At 36.7% G+C, this 20067-nt stretch carries 10 protein-coding genes, 2 tRNA genes and 1 pseudogene; all 13 read left to right on the top strand.

All coding sequences use genetic code 11. The features are described 5' to 3' along the window. Positions 1–228: 228 nt before the first annotated feature. Positions 229–3687 carry a hypothetical protein gene (locus ADJ67_04575; protein ID AKT46990.1) on the top strand — a complete coding sequence of 1153 codons (3459 nt, stop codon included), beginning with the start codon at positions 229–231 and terminating at the stop codon, positions 3685–3687. Positions 3688–3900: 213 nt separating this feature from the next. Then, the gene (locus ADJ67_04570) at positions 3901–4995 is read left to right on the top strand and encodes an aspartate-semialdehyde dehydrogenase (GenBank protein AKT46989.1); all 1095 of its coding nucleotides are present in this window, start codon (positions 3901–3903) and stop codon (positions 4993–4995) included. Positions 4996–5103: 108 nt separating this feature from the next. Then, positions 5104–7749, top strand: coding sequence for a hypothetical protein (locus ADJ67_04565; protein AKT47675.1), 2646 nt, complete (start codon positions 5104–5106; stop codon positions 7747–7749). Next, positions 7739–9055 (top strand): ribosomal protein S12 methylthiotransferase, encoded by a 1317-nt coding sequence (locus tag ADJ67_04560; GenBank protein AKT46988.1) that lies wholly within the window; start codon positions 7739–7741, stop codon positions 9053–9055. The genes ADJ67_04565 and ADJ67_04560 overlap by 11 nt, the downstream gene beginning before the upstream one ends. Positions 9056–9072: 17 nt before the next feature. Then, positions 9073–11727 (top strand): hypothetical protein, encoded by a 2655-nt coding sequence (locus ADJ67_04555; GenBank protein AKT46987.1) that lies wholly within the window; start codon positions 9073–9075, stop codon positions 11725–11727. A gap of 8 nt (positions 11728–11735) precedes the next feature. After that, positions 11736–12332, top strand: coding sequence for a hypothetical protein (locus ADJ67_04550; GenBank protein AKT46986.1), 597 nt, complete (start codon positions 11736–11738; stop codon positions 12330–12332). Further along, positions 12319–13947 carry a hypothetical protein gene (locus ADJ67_04545; protein AKT46985.1) on the top strand — a complete coding sequence of 543 codons (1629 nt, stop codon included), beginning with the start codon at positions 12319–12321 and terminating at the stop codon, positions 13945–13947. Before ADJ67_04550 ends, ADJ67_04545 begins: the two co-directional genes overlap by 14 nt. 67 nt (positions 13948–14014) lie before the next feature. After that, positions 14015–14096, top strand: a tRNA-Leu gene (locus tag ADJ67_04540). Between the two features lie 86 nt (positions 14097–14182). Then, a tRNA-Leu gene (locus ADJ67_04535) sits at positions 14183–14269 on the top strand. Between the two features lie 28 nt (positions 14270–14297). After that, positions 14298–14567 (top strand): annotated as a pseudogene (locus ADJ67_04530) (preprotein translocase subunit YajC). Between the two features lie 323 nt (positions 14568–14890). Then, positions 14891–17113: an export membrane protein SecF gene (locus tag ADJ67_04525; GenBank protein AKT46984.1), complete on the top strand. Its 2223-nt coding sequence runs from the start codon at positions 14891–14893 to the stop codon at positions 17111–17113. Between the two features lie 24 nt (positions 17114–17137). Continuing rightward, positions 17138–19339 carry a (p)ppGpp synthetase gene (locus ADJ67_04520; GenBank protein ID AKT46983.1) on the top strand — a complete coding sequence of 734 codons (2202 nt, stop codon included), beginning with the start codon at positions 17138–17140 and terminating at the stop codon, positions 19337–19339. Positions 19340–19381: 42 nt separating this feature from the next. Continuing rightward, positions 19382–20005 carry a hypothetical protein gene (locus ADJ67_04515; protein AKT46982.1) on the top strand — a complete coding sequence of 208 codons (624 nt, stop codon included), beginning with the start codon at positions 19382–19384 and terminating at the stop codon, positions 20003–20005. Positions 20006–20067: the final 62 nt, after the last annotated feature.

The following is a 20067-nucleotide window of genomic DNA, read 5'->3' as shown; positions in this document are numbered from 1 at the left end:
TGTAGCGTTTGTGCAATAAAAATATATTTGCTACTAATATCTAGTGGTGCTAAGGTATATATGTAGCTAAATGCAGTGTACATATCATGATGTACTTTTTTTATTGCATGTTGGTTAGATGAAACTAACTGACTTTTATTGAGATAGATTAGCCTTGCTAATCTAAAATTTTCTCATTACACGAATGGATGGGAAAAATGGATTTATGTTTTTAGGAGGAAAGACAAAATGCAAAGAAAAACATTTCAAAAGTCGATTTTATCTCTTTTGATTATGGCTTTGCTCGTGACGGGCATACCTGTTTCGTCCTTTGCTGAGGACAGAGATGAAAACAGTAGAGAAAACCTAATGAGGCAGGTTGAACAAAAGGCAGATAAACTTCTTGCCATGGATGATTTGTCAAGTAGAAACAGACTGACAGATTACGAAATGAATACTGATTTAGATGAAACAAATTGGTATCAGGTATGGGAAGAAGCTCAAAGATATAAGGATAAGGCACGGTTTTGCACAGTCAACGAGCTAAAGAACGCTTTGAATGATATGTCGTATACAGAAAAGCTATATGCTTATCCTGTATCACATGATTTAAGTAAGGATGGCTTTTACAGTGGCTCATATGAGATACGTAACCTTGTAAAGATAGGTGGTGGTCATAATCAAAATCTTTATACTAAGGGAGATGTTAACAATGAAATTAAATCCTTATTTGATGGTAAGGTTAGAATTATCAAATCAGGAAATCAATATGATGTCAGACTCGATGTAGATAGAACAAAGGTGAAATCTATTGAATATGTTTACATGAACTATATAATGGCAAAACCTGTGAATCTAGACTATCAACAAGCTGATCCTACTCAAAGCGAGGCTAATGCTAGAATTGCATTTACTGTATCAGTGCCTGGCGAATTAACAGGTGAAGAACTTGCTGTTACAAGCCTTAAATACACTGACAATGCAGGTGTAGAGCATGAGATAGGACCATTTGGTATATTTATTAAGTATGGTAATTTGGTTCAAGATGAAAGTTACGTTTTACCAGACTATTATAATTCAATCAGAAGTAACGCAATGATGATGCAGACGAATTTGCAACCTTTGCTTAGTGCAGATGAGGATGCAAAGTATGTCAATGATGAGCAAAAGGCTACGATAAAAAAAGTTCTGGATGACCTAGATACATTCATGAATCTACCTGAAAAGGAACTTACATATTCAAAGTATCTTGAAATTGTTAATCCGGCTATGGATATTGAAGATTCAATTACTCTTAAGAAAGCATTGGAAAGAAAGTTAAACTTTGAAATTTCAGATTTGAGTAATGGAATATATACCCCAGAAAGATATACAGAAAAAAGTATCAAGGATTTGGAAAATTATTACAAAGAAGCAAAGGCAAAACTACCTAATCTATCTCTTAAAGAAACTGTAGCGGAAACAACAAAGTACAAATTTGCAACAGCTTTTTACTTAAGACACAATATGACTGATCTTGAAGAAACAATTAAACTTGCAAGAGAAAAAATGAAGTCAGGCGATAGCTATACGACAGGAAGCTATGGAAGACTTTTAACCGCACTTTCTAATGCTGAAGATTGGGTAAAGAAAAATCAGGACTATTGTTATACTGAGGATTCTAAGGATAGTACCAAGACATATAATAAAGCCTTGAAGGATGCAATTAACAAGCTTGAAAAAGATAATACTGCTAAGCCTACAAAAAAAGAGTACACGGTAAATGTAAGATTCTTAGACAATAATAATCATGAAAAAGAATCAATGGCAAATGTATGCTTAATAGGAAGAGCTAAGCTTACAGAAGAAAATGGTACGAGCAAGCTTGTTTTAAACCTAAAACCAATGTATAGAAATGGCAATGCAGCTGGTGTAATTAGTCAGTTATATACATATAAGAATGATGGTGATAAGGTTAAAGGTAATGTTTTAGAAAAAGATAATGTTAGCATAAATGGTACTGAGGTTAAATTTCCTACTGCTATTGAAATAGGTGTTGACGGAAAGACAAAGAGAATAAAGATAAACCTAAATATAGATGCAGCTGGACAGGGTGCACATGATCATGACGTTATTTTAGAAATCGATTATGATAATAAAACAGATGGATTTAATCCAGTTGAATCAGTAAATAAGGATGATCTTAATAATGCTATAAACTTCTACAATAGTAATGCTTGGATGGAATCTATCTCGGTAATTAAAGCAAAGAATCTAGAAAAATTCAATAGTGCTTTAGAAGAAGCAATACAAATTAAAACGGATAATGAAGCCACTCAGAAACAAGTGAATTCTGCTTTAAAAAATCTTATAAAAGAGGGAGATAGAGTTAATACTATAGTTATTCAGTTTAGAGCATGCGAGCAGGCGGCTGGAGATTATAGATCAGACCTTGCATCAAAAAAGTTTACAGATGAAAGCATGAATGCTATCAAAGAAAAAATAGTTGAAGGTCAGGCTATTTTAGCAAAAGAAGACATTACTGATAAGGATATCGATAGATTGATTTCTATAGATTTCATCAATCTATACGAAATGCGCAGATATAATACTTCTGGAATAAAGGAAGCTATTGAAAATGCAAACAAAAAGCTAGCAGATGGCAAGGAATTTACTGTAGATTCGGTGAAGGCTTTAAAGGATGCTATAAAGTCTGCTGAAGAATACATCAAAAAGGCTTCGGAGACTGCCTTCATTGCAGATGAAAGAGCAGATCACATTAAGAGCATAAATGAGAAAATATCTGCTTTAATAGCAAAGGAAAATGATCCTGAACCAAATTTAAAGCAGAAAAAAACAAGAATTGCAGGAAGTGATAGATATGAGACATCAACTAAGATAGCTGATAAGCTAAAGGAAAAATTAAATGTTGAGAAGTTTGATAGTATTGTAATTGCTAATGGTGATAATTTCGCTGATGCGCTTTCTGCAACATATCTTGCAAAGGTTAAAAAAGCACCTATTTTGATTGTTAACAAATGGAGTGCTGATTATATCAGTAACTATGTAAAAAACAATACATCAAAAAATCCTGACATCTATATCATAGGTGGTGAAGATGTTGTCTCAAAGGAAATAGCTGACATGATGCCAGGAAAGAAGCATAGACTTGAAGGGGATACAAGATTTGAGACAAATTTGGAGGTGCTTAAAGCTTCAGGTGTTAAAAATGAAGATATTGCACTATGCAATGCATATAGCTTTGCAGACGCACTATCTGCTTCAGCAGCAGGAAAGCCTATAATGCTTGTCGATAAAAAATTAAGCGATGCTCAGATGACATATCTTAAGAAATTAAACTTCAAGAAATTCTATTTAATCGGTGGTAGTGATGTAGTCAGCAGGAATGTTGAAAATGCAGTTTCAAAACTTGGAGATATTGAACGACTTGCCGGCGATGATAGATATGGAACATCAAAAGCAATAGCGGAAAAATTCTTTGCAGGAAAGCATAAGAACGCTTATGTAACTTATGGATTAAATTTCCCTGATGGACTCTGTGCAGGTGTTTTATGCGATGCAGATAAAAGCGCTCTTCTATTAGCAAGCAATAAGAACATGAATGAAGCAAGTGAATATGTCAGCAAAGCGGGAGTTTTAAATTGCACAATTCTAGGTGGAGACGATTTAATTTCAGAAAGTGCAGCTGACATGCTTTTTAAAAAGTAAGATATCACTTTTTAATATAAGAGCTGATTATATAAGTGAATGTTTTATAGTTAAGGATGATTTAATCTGATAAATTTAAGGGGGACTGAAGAAAACTTCGGTCCTCTTTTGTTGGGATTTTATAAAGGGTAAAAACACTGAAATCCTTGTATTTACAACTAAAAAATGGTAAAATATTTTATTAGCTTTAATAGATAGTTGAGGTGTAATGATATGAAAAAATTAGAAAAGAAATTAAGAGTAGGAATTCTAGGTGGAACAGGAATGGTTGGACAGAGATTTATAACTCTGTTAGAAAACCATCCATGGTTTGAGGTAACTACAATCGCAGCAAGCTCAAGAAGCGCTGGTAAAACATATGAAGAAGCTATGAGTGGAAGATGGAAGCTCGAGGACAAGATGCCAGAAGATGTTAAGAATATCGTAGTTAAAGACGTTAAGGATATTGAGGAAATTTCAAACTCGGTAGACTTTGTTTTCAGTGCAGTTGATATGACTAAGGAAGAAATCAAGGCTATAGAGGACGAGTATGCAAAGTCAGAGACTCCTGTTGTTTCAAACAACAGTGCACATAGATGGACAGAGGATGTTCCTATGGTTGTTCCAGAAATTAATATTGATCATTTTGATATTATCGAGACTCAGAAAAAGAGACTTGGAACAAAGAGAGGTTTTGTTGCAGTTAAGCCAAACTGCTCAATCCAGGGATATGTACCAGCACTTGCAGCATGGCAGGAATTTGAACCATACGAAGTATGCGTTACAACATATCAGGCTATTTCAGGTGCCGGAAAGAACTTCTCAGATTGGCCAGAAATGGTTGGAAACATCATCCCTTACATTGGTGGAGAAGAAGAAAAGAGTGAAATCGAACCACTTAAGATTTTGGGATCAATCAAGGACGGTAAATTTGTAAAGGCGGATAATCTACTTATCACATCACAGTGCGTAAGAGTTCCTGTACTAGAGGGACATACTGCAGCTGTATTTGTTAAGTTCCGCAAGAACCCAAGCAAGGAAGAGCTTATCGATAGACTCAAAAACTTCTCAGGTTTCCCACAAGAAAATGACCTTCCTAGTGCACCTAAGCCATTCATCAACTACCTTAGCGAAGATGATCGTCCACAGGTTGCTAAGGACGTATACTATGAGAATGGTTTTGGCGTATCAGTTGGAAGGCTTCGTGAGGACACTTTGTTTGATTATAAGTTCATAGGTCTTGCTCATAACACTGTAAGAGGTGCAGCAGGTGGAGCTATCCTATGTGCAGAGAGCCTTGTAGAAAAGGGATACATCGCTCACAAGTAGTTTATTGAAAGGATGAGATAATTGGCAGGTAAAGCTAAGAAAAAACCAAGTAATAAGAATACTAAGGCGAAAAAATCAGCTTCTGCTGAAAGAGGAGTCATTGACAACATCTGGGGGATAGTCTATATAATTGCAGGTATATTTTTGATAGCTGCTGTATCTTTTCATGCGGCAGGTGAGTTTGGAAATATACTTGGCGATTTTCTCAAGGGTATATTCGGCCATGTTGGTGTAATATTACCAATCTACCTAATAGCATTTGGAATTGTACTCATGGCAAATAAAGCTGTTAAGGTGACTAAACTAAGCATTTCTATGTGCTTTGTCATTTTAGTTATGCTATGCCTTTTGAACTCGGGAAGATTCATACCACAAAATGGTATGGTATTTGATGTATCTGAATTCTATAAGAACGGCGTAAGTCTAAGTGGCGGTGGCGTTATTGGAATGAGCATAGATATGTTCCTTATCAAGTATATTGGAAGAGTTGGTCTATACGGCATTGCTATCGCAGTTATATTGATTTGTGGAATGCTTGTCGTTAACACACCACTTTCAAGAGCATATTCTTCATACAAACAGAAGAAGCTTGATAAGCAAGCCGAGATAAAGGCAAAGCGTGCTGAGGAAATGGCTTTACATCAAATGGAGCTTGAGACTAGAGAAAAGGAAAGAGCTAAGTTCCTAAAGGAACAAGAAAAACTCCAGAAAGAACGCTTGAGATACGAAAAAGCAAAGTATAAGGAAGAGCTCTATGCAACTCCTGAGCTTCTATTTGAGACCGACAAAATGAAGATAGATAGAAATCCAGTTAGTTCCGCTCAAAATCCAAATGAACAACATTTTGTATCTCTGATGAAGGATGATTCAATGTTTGAGCAGAGGGAGGAAAGAGCTCCAGAACCTGCCCCTATGGTTAAGACTTTTGGATTAGAGGAGGAACGTAAAGCTGAGGATGGATTTGGTCTTGACGGAGGACTTAGCTATGCACAGGGCGCAACTGGACTTCAGCACGAAACAGAACTTGATAATCAAGTTGATTCAAATAACTTTAACAATACCTTTGATAACAAAAATGTTGAGCCTTCTATCAAAGTTAGCACAATAAAGACAGCCCCAGCGCTAGATGATGTTCCTAAGGAAGATTATCATCTTAGTACAGACATAGATTCTGATTTTGACACTCAAGATACAGCAGCAAATACTATGGAAAAACCTGAAGAAGAGCCTGTCAAAATGAGTAACAAAGAAGCAAGAGAAGCAAAGCTTGAGCTTACAGATTTTGCCAATACTCCAAAGTCAATTCAGTATAAGAAACCTAGTATTTCATTGCTAAAATCAGTCAGAAATACAACAAATCCTGCCCAGGTTAATGCTGAACTAAAGTCTAAAGCAGCTCTTCTTGAAAATACGCTTCAAAACTTTAAGGTTGATGCTAAGGTTGTTGAGGTAACTCAAGGACCTGCCGTAACACGATACGAAATTCAGCCTAATACAGGTGTTAAAGTAAATAGCATTAAGGCTCTTGCAGATGATATTGCACTTAACTTAAGAGCAAAGAGCATTAGAATTGAAGCTCCAATTCCAGGTAAGGCCGCAGTAGGTATTGAAGTAGAAAACGAAAAGATTAACATGGTCACGCTTCGCGAAATCATTGATAGCGATGAATTCAAGCAGGCTAAATCGAAGATTTCTTTTGCAGTTGGTAGAGATATCTCTGGCAAAAGCATTGTGGCTGACCTAAAGAGCATGCCTCATCTTTTAATTGCTGGATCAACTGGTTCCGGAAAGAGCGTATGCATAAATAGTATAATCACAAGCATTTTATATAAGGCTAATCCAGATGAGGTTAAACTTGTTCTTATTGACCCTAAGGTTGTTGAACTTGGAAATTACAATGGTATCCCACATCTTTTGATACCTGTAGTTACTGAGCCAACAAAGGCAGCAGCTGCTCTTAACTGGGCTGTTGCCGAAATGACAGATAGATATAAGAAGTTTGCCGAAACTGGTGTTAGAGATTTAGAAGGATACAATAATTATCTAAAGGCAGAAGACGAAAATGCTGAAACCATGCCTCAGGTTGTAATTATTATAGATGAGCTTGCCGATCTTATGATGGCAGCACCATCTCAGGTTGAGGATTCAATTTGCCGTCTTGCTCAGATGGCTAGAGCAGCGGGAATGCACTTGATTGTTGCTACTCAGAGACCTTCTGTAGATATCATCACAGGCGTAATCAAGGCAAATATTCCTTCAAGAATTGCTTTTGCGGTTTCTTCGCAGTTCGACTCAAGAACTATACTTGATATGTCAGGTGCCGAAAAACTAGTGGGTAAGGGAGATATGCTCTTTAATCCGCTTGGAATGGGAAAACCGGTTAGAGTGCAGGGCTGCTTTGTTTCAGATGAAGAAGTACATAGCATCATTGAGTTTGTTAAGTCACAGGCTGAGGATGTTGAGTACGCAGGCGAAGTAATAGAAAGCATTGAGAAGGGAAATGTTTCAACTTCAAAAGCAGACGATGTTGATGAGCTTCTTGAGGAAGCTATCGAATGCGTAGTTTCTGCGGGTCAAGCTTCGGTATCCATGCTCCAAAGACGTTTCAGAATTGGATATAATCGAGCAGCAAGAATTGTCGATGAGATGGAGGCAAGGGGTATTGTCAGTGCCCAAGACGGTGCAAGACCAAGACAGGTTCTTTTAACGGAAGAAGAACTAAATGAAATGAAAGAGAATTTAGATGAGCAATAAAAAAGTATTTATAGATACGCTAGGATGTCCAAAGAACTTTAACGACAGTGAGTTTGCTGCGGGCATTCTAGAGGAAAATGGATATGAAATTATAGATTCACCAGAGGATGCTGACATTATAATGGTCAATACCTGTGGGTTTATTAATGATGCAAAAAAAGAATCTATAGAGCATATTTTCGATATGAACGAAAGACGTAAGGACGGAGGAAAGCTCGTAGTATCAGGTTGTCTTTCGCAGAGATATTCTGAGGAGCTCAGTAAGGAAATACCAGAGGCTGATTGTATCATAGGAGTCAACCAGTATAACAAGCTACCGGAGATACTATCAGATATCGATAATAACCACGTTGCAGCTAATAGCTGCGACCTTGACTATCTAGAAAAAACAGTAAGAAAGCTATCAGATAATCCTTATACTGCTACACTAAAAATTGCTGAGGGCTGTAATAACACATGTACATACTGCATAATTCCTATGATTAGAGGAAAATTCCGCAGTAAGAAGATGGAGGACATTATTACAGAAGCCAAGGAGCTAGCAAATGCTGGTTGCAAAGAGTTAATTTTGATAGCTCAAGATGTTACATACTACGGCAAGGATCTGTATGGCAAATTTGTTTTACCTGAGCTTTTGAGAGAGCTATGTAAGATAGATGGCATTGAGTGGATAAGACTTATGTATTGCTATGATGAGAGAATAACTGATGAGCTTATTCAGGTTATGGCTGAGGAAGATAAAATATGTAAATATATTGATATACCGCTTCAGCATGCATCAGATAATATTCTCAGATTAATGAGAAGGCAAACAACAAGAAAGTCTATCAAAGAAACTTTAGCTAAACTTAAGGCAGCTATGCCTGATATTCATGTTAGAACAACATTGATTGTTGGTTTCCCTGGCGAAACAGAAGATGACTATGATCAGCTTTTAGAACTAGTTGAAAGCGAAAGATTCTCAAGACTAGGCGTCTTTACATATTCACAGGAAGAAAATACTGTAGCTGCGGAGATGGATAATCAGATCGATGAGGATATCAAACAGATTAGATTTGATGGTGTAATGAGAAGACAGATGCTTATTTCTTCTGAACTAAATCAAGAGAAGATAGGCAAGGTCTTTGATGTTATTGTTGATAGCATGGATGAGGATGGAAGCTTCATTGGAAGAACAAGATTTGATGCACCTGAGATAGATAACTCTGTTATTTTTACATCAAAGAATGAACTACAGCCTGGAGATATAGTCAAAGTTAAAATTAACGATGCCTTTGATTACGATATTATAGGTGAAGAGCTTTAAGCTAGGAAAGGGATATTATGGCTGATAGAATCATTATAATAGATGGAAATAGCCTTATTAACAGGGCCTATTTTGCTATGCAGCGTCCGATGATTACATCAGAGGGAATATATACGCAAGGTATATACGGTTTCTTAAACATGCTGAATAAGATACTTGATGACTATACGCCTGAATATATTGCAGTTTGTTGGGACAAGAAATCACCAACATTTAGACACCTTGAATATAAAGATTACAAGGCCGGAAGACGAAAGATGCCACCAGAGCTAGCTATGCAGATGCCTTTGATGAAAGAAATCTTAGAGGCAATGAATATTGCCAACTACGAAATTGATGGATTCGAAGCCGATGATATCATAGGAACAATATCTAGACTCGGTGAAGAAAAAGGTCTTGAACCTTTGATTATTACCGGGGATAAGGATGCTCTTCAACTAGCTTCAGATGTAACAAAGGTAATTATTACCAAAAAGGGAATTACCGATTTTGAGATATATGACAGGGCAAAGATGCTCGAAAGATATGAGCTTACACCTGAGGAATTTATTGACCTAAAAGGTCTTATGGGAGATAAATCAGATAATATTCCCGGTATTCCAGGAGTTGGAGAAAAGACCGGAATTAAGTTGCTCAAACAATTTGGAAGCATAGCTAATATGGTCCAAAATGTCGATGAAATTGAAAATGCAAAGCTAAGGGAGAAGGTCTCTGAAAATGTTAATATGGCTCTCATGAGTAGAAAGCTTGCTGAGATAAATAGAAACGTTCCTTTAGACTTTGATTTTTCTTCAATGAAGCTAGGAAAAGCTGATGACAAAAGACTTATAGATCTTTACGTTAAGCTAGAGTTCAATTCATTCCTAAAGAAGCTAAATATAGAAAATGATGTTAAAGAAGAGGTTCATTTATTTGAGCCTGAGAACAGCTACGAAATTTCCGATGGCTCAGATTTTAGCATGCTCGAGAATATAGAAGAAGGTTGTGAAATCATTGTTAAGGTGTTCTCTGATTTTTCACACTTAGCAAAGCCTTATATCTCTGGTATTTCAATGATTTCTGGTAAGAATTACTATTTTATAAGCGGAAGCGAAGAGTCTATAGAAGCATTTTGTAACAAAATCAAAGAAAAGAATTGTAAGATTATCGGTCACGACTTAATTAAGGATGTATACGCTTTGATGTATTATGGAATGTCTGATTTTGATATTTCATTTGATACTGCAGTAGCTGAGTATGTAATAGATCCATCAAGATCAAGTTATGATATAAAAACTCAGGTACTAGAAAATTTCCATATACAGATAGAAAGTGAAGAAGAATTTGCCAAGAGAACAGCGCAGGTTGATCTTTTAGGAGATAACAAAGCTGAGGAGAGGGAGTTTGGTCTTTCAATTTGCAAATATATATTCGAGCTATATAGAACTCAGAAAGCAAAGATTGATGAACAGAATCTTGGCAAGGTACTATATGATGTTGAATTACCTCTTATCGAGGTTCTTGCCGGCATGGAAAAAGAGGGTTTTAAGGTTGATAAATCTGTACTTTTAAGCTATGGAGAAGATCTATCTAAAGAAATAGATTCTTTGACAAATGCAATCTATGAAGCTGCTGGAATGGAATTTAATATAAATTCACCTGTTCAACTTGGAGAGGTTCTATTTACTAAGCTAGAATTGCCTTCAGGTAAGAAGACAAAGAGGGGCTATAGTACAAGTGCAGATGTATTAGAAAAGCTCAAGGACAAGCACCCTATAGTTTCTGACGTTCTAAAATACAGAACCTTAACTAAGCTAAAGAGCACATATGTTGATGGGCTAAGCACTTTGATTGCTTCAGATGGTAGAATCAGACCACATTTTCAGCAAACAGTTGCTGCAACGGGAAGAATATCATGTACTGAGCCGAACCTACAGAACATTCCAATCCGAAATGAATATGGAAGATTACTTAGAAAAGCATTTATGCCTACAGATGGAAATCTGCTCGTAGGAGCTGACTATTCACAGATTGAGCTAAGAGTATTAGCACATCTATCTGGTGATGCGGCTTTGCTTGAAGCATTTAATAACAACGATGACATCCATAGAGCCACTGCTTCTAGAGTGTTTGGAATAGAATATGATAAGGTTAGTGATCTTGATAGAAGTAGAGCTAAGGCTGTTAATTTTGGTGTGATTTATGGTATGAGTGGATTTGGTTTATCAGATGAGCTTCATATCAGCATTAAAGAAGCCGAAAGCTACATAGCTGATTACTTTGATAAACATCAGGCAGTTAAAGAATATATGGATAATCAGGTTGAATTTTGTAAAGCAAATGGCTACACAGAGACAATCGTCGGAAGAAGAAGGTATATCAAAGAGATTAATTCATCTAATTTCATGACCAGAAAACTCGGTGAAAGACTTGCTATGAATAGTCCAATTCAGGGAAGTGCAGCTGATATTATTAAGCTTGCTATGATTTCTGTATATAAAGCTCTTAAAGATTGCAATCTGAAGTCTAAGCTTATACTTCAGATTCATGATGAACTAATAATAGATACCGAAATTGGCGAAGAAAATCAGGTTAGTGAGCTTTTGGTTAACTGCATGCAAAATGCTATGGATCTAAAAGTTAAACTACTAAGCCAGCTAAACACAGGAAGAAATTGGTACGAACTTAAGTAGGTAATGTGATGAAGGTTATCGGTATTACGGGAGGTATTGGAAGCGGTAAATCAACAGTTTCTGATATCATAAAAAAACATAAATATCCACTAATAGATTGTGACGAGATATCGCGTGAGCTAACTCAAAAGGATGAAACTGTCTTAAAAGAGATAAGGGAATGCTTTGGAGATGATATTTTTGATGCTAATGGCATGCTAATTAGGCAGGACCTTGCAAACATAATCTTCTCGGATAAATCAAAGAAAAAGATACTAGAAGACATTGTTATTACAAGGATATTTGAGATAGTTGAGGATGATCTATCAAAGCATAGAAGCGCAGGAACTAACATTGTTTTTATAGATGCACCACTTCTCATAGAAACGGGACTGAATCGCTTGTGCGATGTTTGTGTTTTAGTAACTGCAGACACCGAAACCAGACTTGATAGAGTCGAAAAACGTGATGGAATAAGCCGAAATAGAATACTCGAAAGAATAAATAATCAAATTCCTGAGTCGGAAAAAGAATTACTTGCTGACGATATTATTGATAATAGCGGATCAATAGAAGAGTTAAACACAAAAGTTGAAAGGTTAATCAATAAGTATGTTGAATACTAAAAAGAACAAGAAAATAAGAAGGAACAGAATCATATATCTTATTCAAGAAAACTTTTTAGTTTCGGTTATAATTGCCGTAGCTATCCTTGCTATGGTTATTTCTGGTATTGTTGTAACTGTAAATTCAAGAGATAAAAATAAAGATGAAGAATCAAAAACAACTCTTGTAAAGGCAGATGTGATTAATCTAGCTATGTTTGAACCAAGGAAGTTTAATGTATATGAGTCAGCTGATGAAGATGTTTTTTATATTAACCAGCTTGTCTATAGCAGTCTATTTAAACTAGATAAAAACTTAAACATAAGTCCTGATGTTGTTTCGGAATATAGCGTTGATACATCTAGTGGAGAAGTAAATATAACGCTTAAAGACAATGTTAAGTTTTCAGATGGGTCAAAGCTTGATTCATCTGATGTAAAGGCTTCAGTTGAAAGAATTATTGCAGCAGAAAGCGGATCACCTTACTTTATATATGCGAGCAAAATAAATCGTATTCGTATAAATGATAGCAGAAGCTTTACTGTCGTTTTTGATAGTGCAAGTGACGCATCTTTAGATAATTTAACATTTCCAATAACATCAGCAGGAGAATACAAGAAGGGTGAGAACTTTGCAATTGGCAGCGGTCCATATGCATATGCTGGACATGAGAGTGGCAAAACTCTAACGCTTGCTGCTAATAAATATTACTATGGTGGGGTTGCAAAGCTTCCTATCGTATTTAATATTGTTAAGGATAAATCAGTAATTCCAGGACTTATGACAATGGATGTTGTCACAGCCTATCTAAATAAAACTGTTGACGCAGATGCGATAGCTCAAGATAAGAAACTTAAATACAAGAAGATTGCAAGTGGTGAACTAGAATACCTAGGATTTAATCACGAAAACAAATATTGTAGCAATAGTAAGTTTAGAATTGCTATAGCAAAAGCAATCGATTCAAATAAAATAATAAAATATAACTATGCAGATGCAGGAGTAACATCTGATTCTATTTATTATCCCAATTTTTTAGGTGCAAAAAAAGATGGCACATTTAACTACGAACCGAAAAAAGCAACTCAGTTACTAAAAGAACTGAAATTAAAGGATAGGGATGAGGACGGAATCATAGAAGATGAAAATAAGAATCCTGTTACCCTAAGAATTCTTGTTTTAAATACTAATAAACAGAGGCTCGAAGCGGCTGAGACTATTATCGAAAATTTAAAAGAAATAGGTATCAATGCAGATTTAATTAGTGCTGATGCAGACGATTATGCCAAAATGCTTGATTCGAAAGAATACGATATCTATTTTGGTGGAATAAAGTTAGACAAACAATTTAATCTCACAGATTTATATACTACATATAACAAGATTGGATTTTCTGATTCAAAGCTTCTAGCTCAAATTTATTCGCTTGAGCAATCTCTAAGCAGAGAGGATCAGGCCAAGCAGTTTGCTGCACTTAAAAAGGCGATAAACCAGGACGCAAGTTATATTCCTATATGCTATAGAGCTTACTGGTTTCTTACAGTTGAAACTCTAAAAAACGCTGATAAAGTAAGCTTCTTCAGTCCGTATGAAGGGGCAGAAGCTTGGGAGTGGTCAAAGCGTAAGACAGAATAAAAAATACTTGCATTTTGCCGAATTTATGATAATATAGTGAAGTGTAGTCGAAAGGCTACCAATACTTGCGGCCGTGGCGGAATGGCAGACGCGCACGTTTGAGGGGCGTGTGGGCAACCGTGCTGGTTCAAGTCCAGTCGGCCGCACCATTTCAGCTTACACTTGATGTAAGCTGTTTTTTATATAGTTCCTTGACGATAAATATCGTCTATGATAAAATTAAATCGTTGTGTATGCCGGCGTGATGGAATTGGCAGACGTGCGGGATTCAAAATCCCGTGGTGGCAACACCGTATGGGTTCGACCCCCATCGCCGGCACCATATTTTTTGAGTTAATTAGGAGGCCCAAATGAAGAATTTTCCTTTTCAGATGATTATGATCGTAGTATTCATCGGTTTGATGTATTTCCTACTAATCAAGCCACAGAAGAAGAAAGAGAAAGAAATCAAGAGCATGAGAGATAGCATCAGCGTAGGTGATGAGATCGTTACAATAGGCGGTATCTGTGGTAAAGTTGTAAAGACCAAGGAAGATACAATTGTAATCCAGGTTGGAGCAGACAAGGTTAAGTTTGAGATGAAGCGTTGGTCAGTTTCAACAATCGAAAGCAAGAAGAGCGATGCTAAAGTTAAGGATGCTGATACAGAAGAAGCACCAAGAAAGCCAAAGCGTCTTGTTAAGAAGAGTGTAGATGAGGCTGATGAAGCACCTGTTTCAGTAAATGAGGGTGATGAAGTAGTCAAGGATGAAGAATAATAATTAACAAAAATTCACTAAAGAACTTTGCTAAGTGCAGAGTTCTTTTTTTAATTCAAAAATCGGCTATAAATCAGTGTTTATCTGTATTTTTTTATTGAAGAAATTGGCAAAAAGTAGTAAGATAGTAGGTAGAATGCCATATTTGTATACATTTATTTTGAGTTATATCTACGGAGGAAAAAATGAGCTCTAGATTAAGAAAGATTTTATCACTTTTGATCATTCTAACAGTCATTGTTGGATGGTATGTAACTATCTTTGGTATAGGTAAGATTCACTCTATCAAAGATTTAATGAAGTTCGGTTTGGACATTAACGGCGGTGTATATGTCGTTATGGAAGCCGAGACTAAACAGGATGGTGAAGAACTCGCTAAGACCATGGATCAGACAAGGCAAGTTTTGAACAAGCGTGTTAACGAGATGGGAACATCCGAGGCTACTGTTTCACTTGAAGGTAAGAAGAGAATTCGAGTTGAACTTCCAGGTGTCGAAGATGCTGATGAAGCTATTGAGAAGGTTGGACAGACAGCAAAACTAAGCTTCCTGCTTTCAGACGGAACTAAGGTGCTAGATGGTAAAGATGTTAAAAACGCAAGCATAGATACAGATAGCGAACACGGTGGATATAAAATTAAGCTTGAGTTCACATCAGAAGGAACAAAGAAATTTACAGCAGCTACGTCTAAGGCAGCATCAGGAAGTGTTAAGTCATCTAATAAGGATGTTCAGGACAATGCAATCATGATCGTTCTTGATAAAGAGGTTATCTCAGCTCCAACAGTTAATAGCACTATCAATTCAAGCTCATGCGAGATAACAAGAGGTGGCGGCTTTGATAGAGAAGAAGCATCTAATCTTGCTGCTCTTATCAGAGGTGGTGCACTACCTGTAGAGCTTAAGGAAGTTACTTCGTCAGTACAGACAGCCACAATAGGTGAGAATGCGCTTAAGATGAGCATCATCGCTGGTGCAATCGGACTTCTATGTGTATTCATACTGATGATACTTATGTATAACATTTTAGGTCTTATGGCAGATATCGCTTTACTGCTATATGTACTCTTAGAACTTTGGGCTATTTCGGCTATGGGAATAGTACTAACTTTACCAGGTATTGCAGCTATTATCTTGTCCATAGGTATGGCAGTAGACGCCAATGTAATTATCTTCTCACGTATTAAGGAGGAGATTTCAAACGGTAAGACTATAAGAGTTGCTGTTTCTGAAGGCTTTAGACATGCAGTTGTAACTGTACTAGATGCTCAAATAACAACACTAATTGCCTCTGTAGTTCTGTATCAAATTGGATCAACAACAGTTAAGGGATTTGCTATTACTTTGATGCTAGGTATCATTGTAAGTATATTCACAGCTGTAGTTATATCGCAGATACTAATTGGACTGATTGCAAACAGCAGAAAGTTCGCTAAGAATAAGTACTTTGGAGTTAACGAAGATGGAACACCAAAGAATCTTATCAAGAAAAGCTTTGGATTCATCAAAAATCGTAAGATATTCTACGTAATCAGCATTTGTGTGATTGTTGTGGGTCTATCTGTAGGTCTTATCAGAGGATATAACTACGGTATCGACTTTACAGGTGGAACAATGCTCCAGATTGATATGGGTAAGACTGTGGATACTGCAGAGCTTGCTGATACAATCAAGGAGTACAAGTTAAATCCGTCGATTGTCCTAGCTGGTAAGAACCAGGATCAGGTTATCATCAAGACTATCAAAGCTTTAGATAACGAAAAGCGTGAAGAAGTAATTAAGACAATTAGCAAAAAGTATAAAATCACCGATAAAGACGTTTTAGCATCTGAGCAGTTTGGACCAACAGTAGGTAAGGAGCTAAAGAGTAACGCAATCAAGTCTGTTATCATAGCTTCAATAGGAATGCTAATCTATATCATTTTCCGATTCAAATCATGGAAGTATGGTATATCTTCAGTAGCAGGACTATTGCATGACGTACTGGTAATACTGTCTGTATATGGACTATTTAATATTACAATTAACAACCCATTTATCGCCGGAATTCTAACGGTTGTCGGATACTCTATCAATGATACCATCGTTATCTTTGATAGAATCAGAGAAAATAGAGCTCTATATAAGAGAGAGCCACTTGGTGAAACCATCGATAAGAGTATCAATCAGACACTAAACCGTTCAGTTATGACATCTCTTACAACTCTAATTTGTATGGTACCGCTTACAATTATGGTATCATCATCAATCAGAGAGTTCGTAATTCCGCTAATGGTCGGTGTACTTGTGGGTACATATTCATCGATATTCTTGTGCAGTCCAGTTCTATACGATTTGAGCAAGAACGACAATAAATCAAAATATCAGCTCAGCAAAGAGCAAAAAGAGAAAAGAAAGGCATCAAAGTAATTAACTTTGATTAGTAAATAGCTAATGGAAACTAAAGCGCAGTTTTTAGAAGATCTAAAAAAATATAATGAAAATTACGACCTAGAAATAATAGGCGCTGCTTTTGATATGGCCTATAAACTTCATGAGGGTCAACTGCGCAAAAGTGGAGAACCATACTTCATCCATCCTATTGCTGTATCTAAGATATTGGCGCAGCTTGGGATGGATGAGGCAACTATAGTTGGTGGCCTGCTTCACGATGTAGTAGAGGATACTGAATATACTCGTGAAATGCTAGTGAAAGACTTTGGAGAAGAGGTTGCTGTACTAGTTGACGGAGTGACAAAGCTTGGTTCTATTAAGTTTGATACCAAAGAAGAGGCTCAGGCTGAAAACCTAAGAAAGATGTTCTTTGCTATGTCAAAGGACATTCGTGTTTTAATCATTAAGTTGGCCGATAGGCTCCACAATATGCGCACAGCTGAATACTGGAGCGAGAGCAAGCAGAAGGAAAAGGCGCGAGAGACTTTAGATATCTACGCACCTTTAGCTAGTAGGCTTGGTATTTTTACGGTCAAATTTGAGCTTGAGGATACAGCACTTAAATACCTTCATCCTCAGGAATATGAGACACTTAAGAGTGAAGTAAGCGAGAAAAGAGAGCAGCGTGAGAAGGTAATTAACTCTGTTATAGAAAAAATAAGCGCAACTCTAGAACAACTAGATTTACACTTTGATATTGCAGGTCGCTCTAAGCATCTATATAGCATCTATAAGAAGATGGTTTTACAGAACAAGCAGCTTGATGAGATTTTTGATCTTACAGCAGTTAGAGTTATTGTTGACTCCGTTAAGGATTGCTATGCAGTTCTAGGTCTTGTGCATACGATGTGGAAACCTATCCCAAGACGTTTTAAGGACTATATTGCAATGCCTAAGCCTAATATGTATCAGTCGCTACATACGACTGTTATAGGTGATAATGGCGAACCATTTGAAATCCAAATTAGAACATTTGAGATGCATAAGGTTGCTGAATACGGTATCGCAGCTCATTGGAAATATAAGGAAGGTAAGCACGATGCTAAGCAAAACAACGAAGATCTGAAGCTTGCTTGGCTAAGGCAAACACTAGAATGGCAACAAGAGCTAAATGATCCTAAGGAGTTCATGGAGACTCTCAAAATGGACTTGTTTTCTAGCCAGGTATTCGTATTTACTCCTAAGGGTGAGGTTATTGACCTTCCTGCAGGCTCTACGCCGCTTGATTTTGCCTTTAAGATTCATACAGATGTAGGTTGTAAATGTGTGGGTGCAAAGGTTAATGGCAAGATGGTTACAATAGATCATCAGCTAAATAATGGTGATATAGTGGAGATTGTAACATCGTCAAATTCAAGTGGACCTAGTGTTGACTGGCTTAAGATTGCAAAGAGCTCAACTGCAAGGACAAAGATTAGACAGTTCCTTCGTAAAGCAAACAAGCCTGATGACATAGCAAAAGGCAAGGAAGCCCTCGATAGATACGTTAGAAAGAAGGGCTATGATCCTCATGAGGTATGCAAGTCTGCATTCCTAAATAGAGCGCTCAAAGACTCAACCATAGCATCTAATTTAGATGAAATGTATATACAAATATGCAACAATCAGGTTTTGAGCAAATTTGCTAGTCTTTTGTTTAAATACTATGATGAAGAGCAGAGACTTGCAGCTCAGAAGGAAGAAGAAAAGTTCAAGGCTATAATAGCTGATGAGAACAAAAAAGCTAAGAACAATCAAACTAGAAGAGATAACCCTGGCATCGTGGTCAAAGGTTCAGACAACCTTATGATAAGAATTTCAAGGTGTTGTAACCCAGTGCCTGGCGATGAAATTATTGGATTCATAACCAAAGGAAGAGGAATATCTGTTCACCGTAAGGATTGTTCTAATATGACATCGCTACCAGAGAATGAACATGCTAGATTTATAGATGTTGAATGGGAAGACCTAAAGGTAGGAAAGTCATATGATGCTGATATTTGCATGGTAACTATCGACAGAAGACATATGTTTTCTGATATTTCTAGGGCCTGTGAGGACATGGATGTTCATATATCAGGTGTAAATGCAAAGAGTGGCAAAAACGAAGAAGTAAACATTGTGCTTACTCTTTCAATCTCAAGTACTCAGCAGATGCAGAAGGTGCTTAGAACACTAAGAAATATAGAAGGCGTCTTGCATGTTTACAGAGCTAAGTCATAAATACATATAAATTATAGTTATAAATAAATAAGGATATATATTTTGAAAGTTAAACATTATTTTACAGGACCATATGAAGTTAATGCATATATTGTCTACGATGATACAAAGAACGCTTATATAGTCGATCCAGGTGGATATAAGCCTGAATTAAACAGCTTCATCGTAGAAAACGAACTCAACCTAGAGTACATAGTATTAACACATGGACATGGTGACCATATAGGTGGTGTTGAGCAGCTCAAGGACCTTTATCCACAGGCAAAAGTTGTAGCTCACAGAAACGAGAAAGAAATGCTTGAGAGCCCATATCAGAACACATCTATTGAAATTTATGGTAGACCTATAAGCATAACTGCTGATATCTGGGTAGAGGATGGTCAGGAACTTCAGTGTGGTGATATGACTATGAAATTCATCTACACTCCAGGCCATACAAAGGGTGGTATGTGCATACTATGTGGAAATATTCTATTCAGCGGAGATACACTATTTCAGATGTCGATTGGCAGAACAGATTTTTATGGCGGTGATTTTGATGAACTTATTAATTCCATCAAAACAAAGCTATTTGTACTCCCAGATGATACTATAGTTTGCCCTGGTCATATGGGGGAAACATCTATAATGGCCGAAAAGAGGTACAATCCATTTGTACGCGTTTAAGGCATATAACTATCCAAAACCAGAGCTTTTATATGAGCTTATAGATCAATTCATAATGCCTA

This window comes from Eubacterium sulci ATCC 35585 (assembly GCA_001189495.1).
In the GTDB taxonomy this organism is placed as follows: domain Bacteria; phylum Bacillota; class Clostridia; order Peptostreptococcales; family Anaerovoracaceae; genus Eubacterium_B; species Eubacterium_B sulci.
This window is presented reverse-complemented; position numbering and strand designations above follow the sequence as displayed.

What these genes read in the sequence shown, in the direction of transcription:
- ADJ67_04575 (AKT46990.1), top strand. Translation starts at nt 229, where the DNA reads ATGCAAAGAAAAACATTTCAAAAGTCGATTTTATCTCTTTTGATTATG.
- ADJ67_04570 (AKT46989.1), top strand. Translation starts at nt 3,901, where the DNA reads ATGAAAAAATTAGAAAAGAAATTAAGAGTAGGAATTCTAGGTGGAACA.
- ADJ67_04560 (AKT46988.1), top strand. Translation starts at nt 7,739, where the DNA reads ATGAGCAATAAAAAAGTATTTATAGATACGCTAGGATGTCCAAAGAAC.
- ADJ67_04555 (AKT46987.1), top strand. Translation starts at nt 9,073, where the DNA reads ATGGCTGATAGAATCATTATAATAGATGGAAATAGCCTTATTAACAGG.
- ADJ67_04550 (AKT46986.1), top strand. Translation starts at nt 11,736, where the DNA reads ATGAAGGTTATCGGTATTACGGGAGGTATTGGAAGCGGTAAATCAACA.
- ADJ67_04545 (AKT46985.1), top strand. Translation starts at nt 12,319, where the DNA reads ATGTTGAATACTAAAAAGAACAAGAAAATAAGAAGGAACAGAATCATA.
- ADJ67_04525 (AKT46984.1), top strand. Translation starts at nt 14,891, where the DNA reads ATGAGCTCTAGATTAAGAAAGATTTTATCACTTTTGATCATTCTAACA.
- ADJ67_04520 (AKT46983.1), top strand. Translation starts at nt 17,138, where the DNA reads ATGGAAACTAAAGCGCAGTTTTTAGAAGATCTAAAAAAATATAATGAA.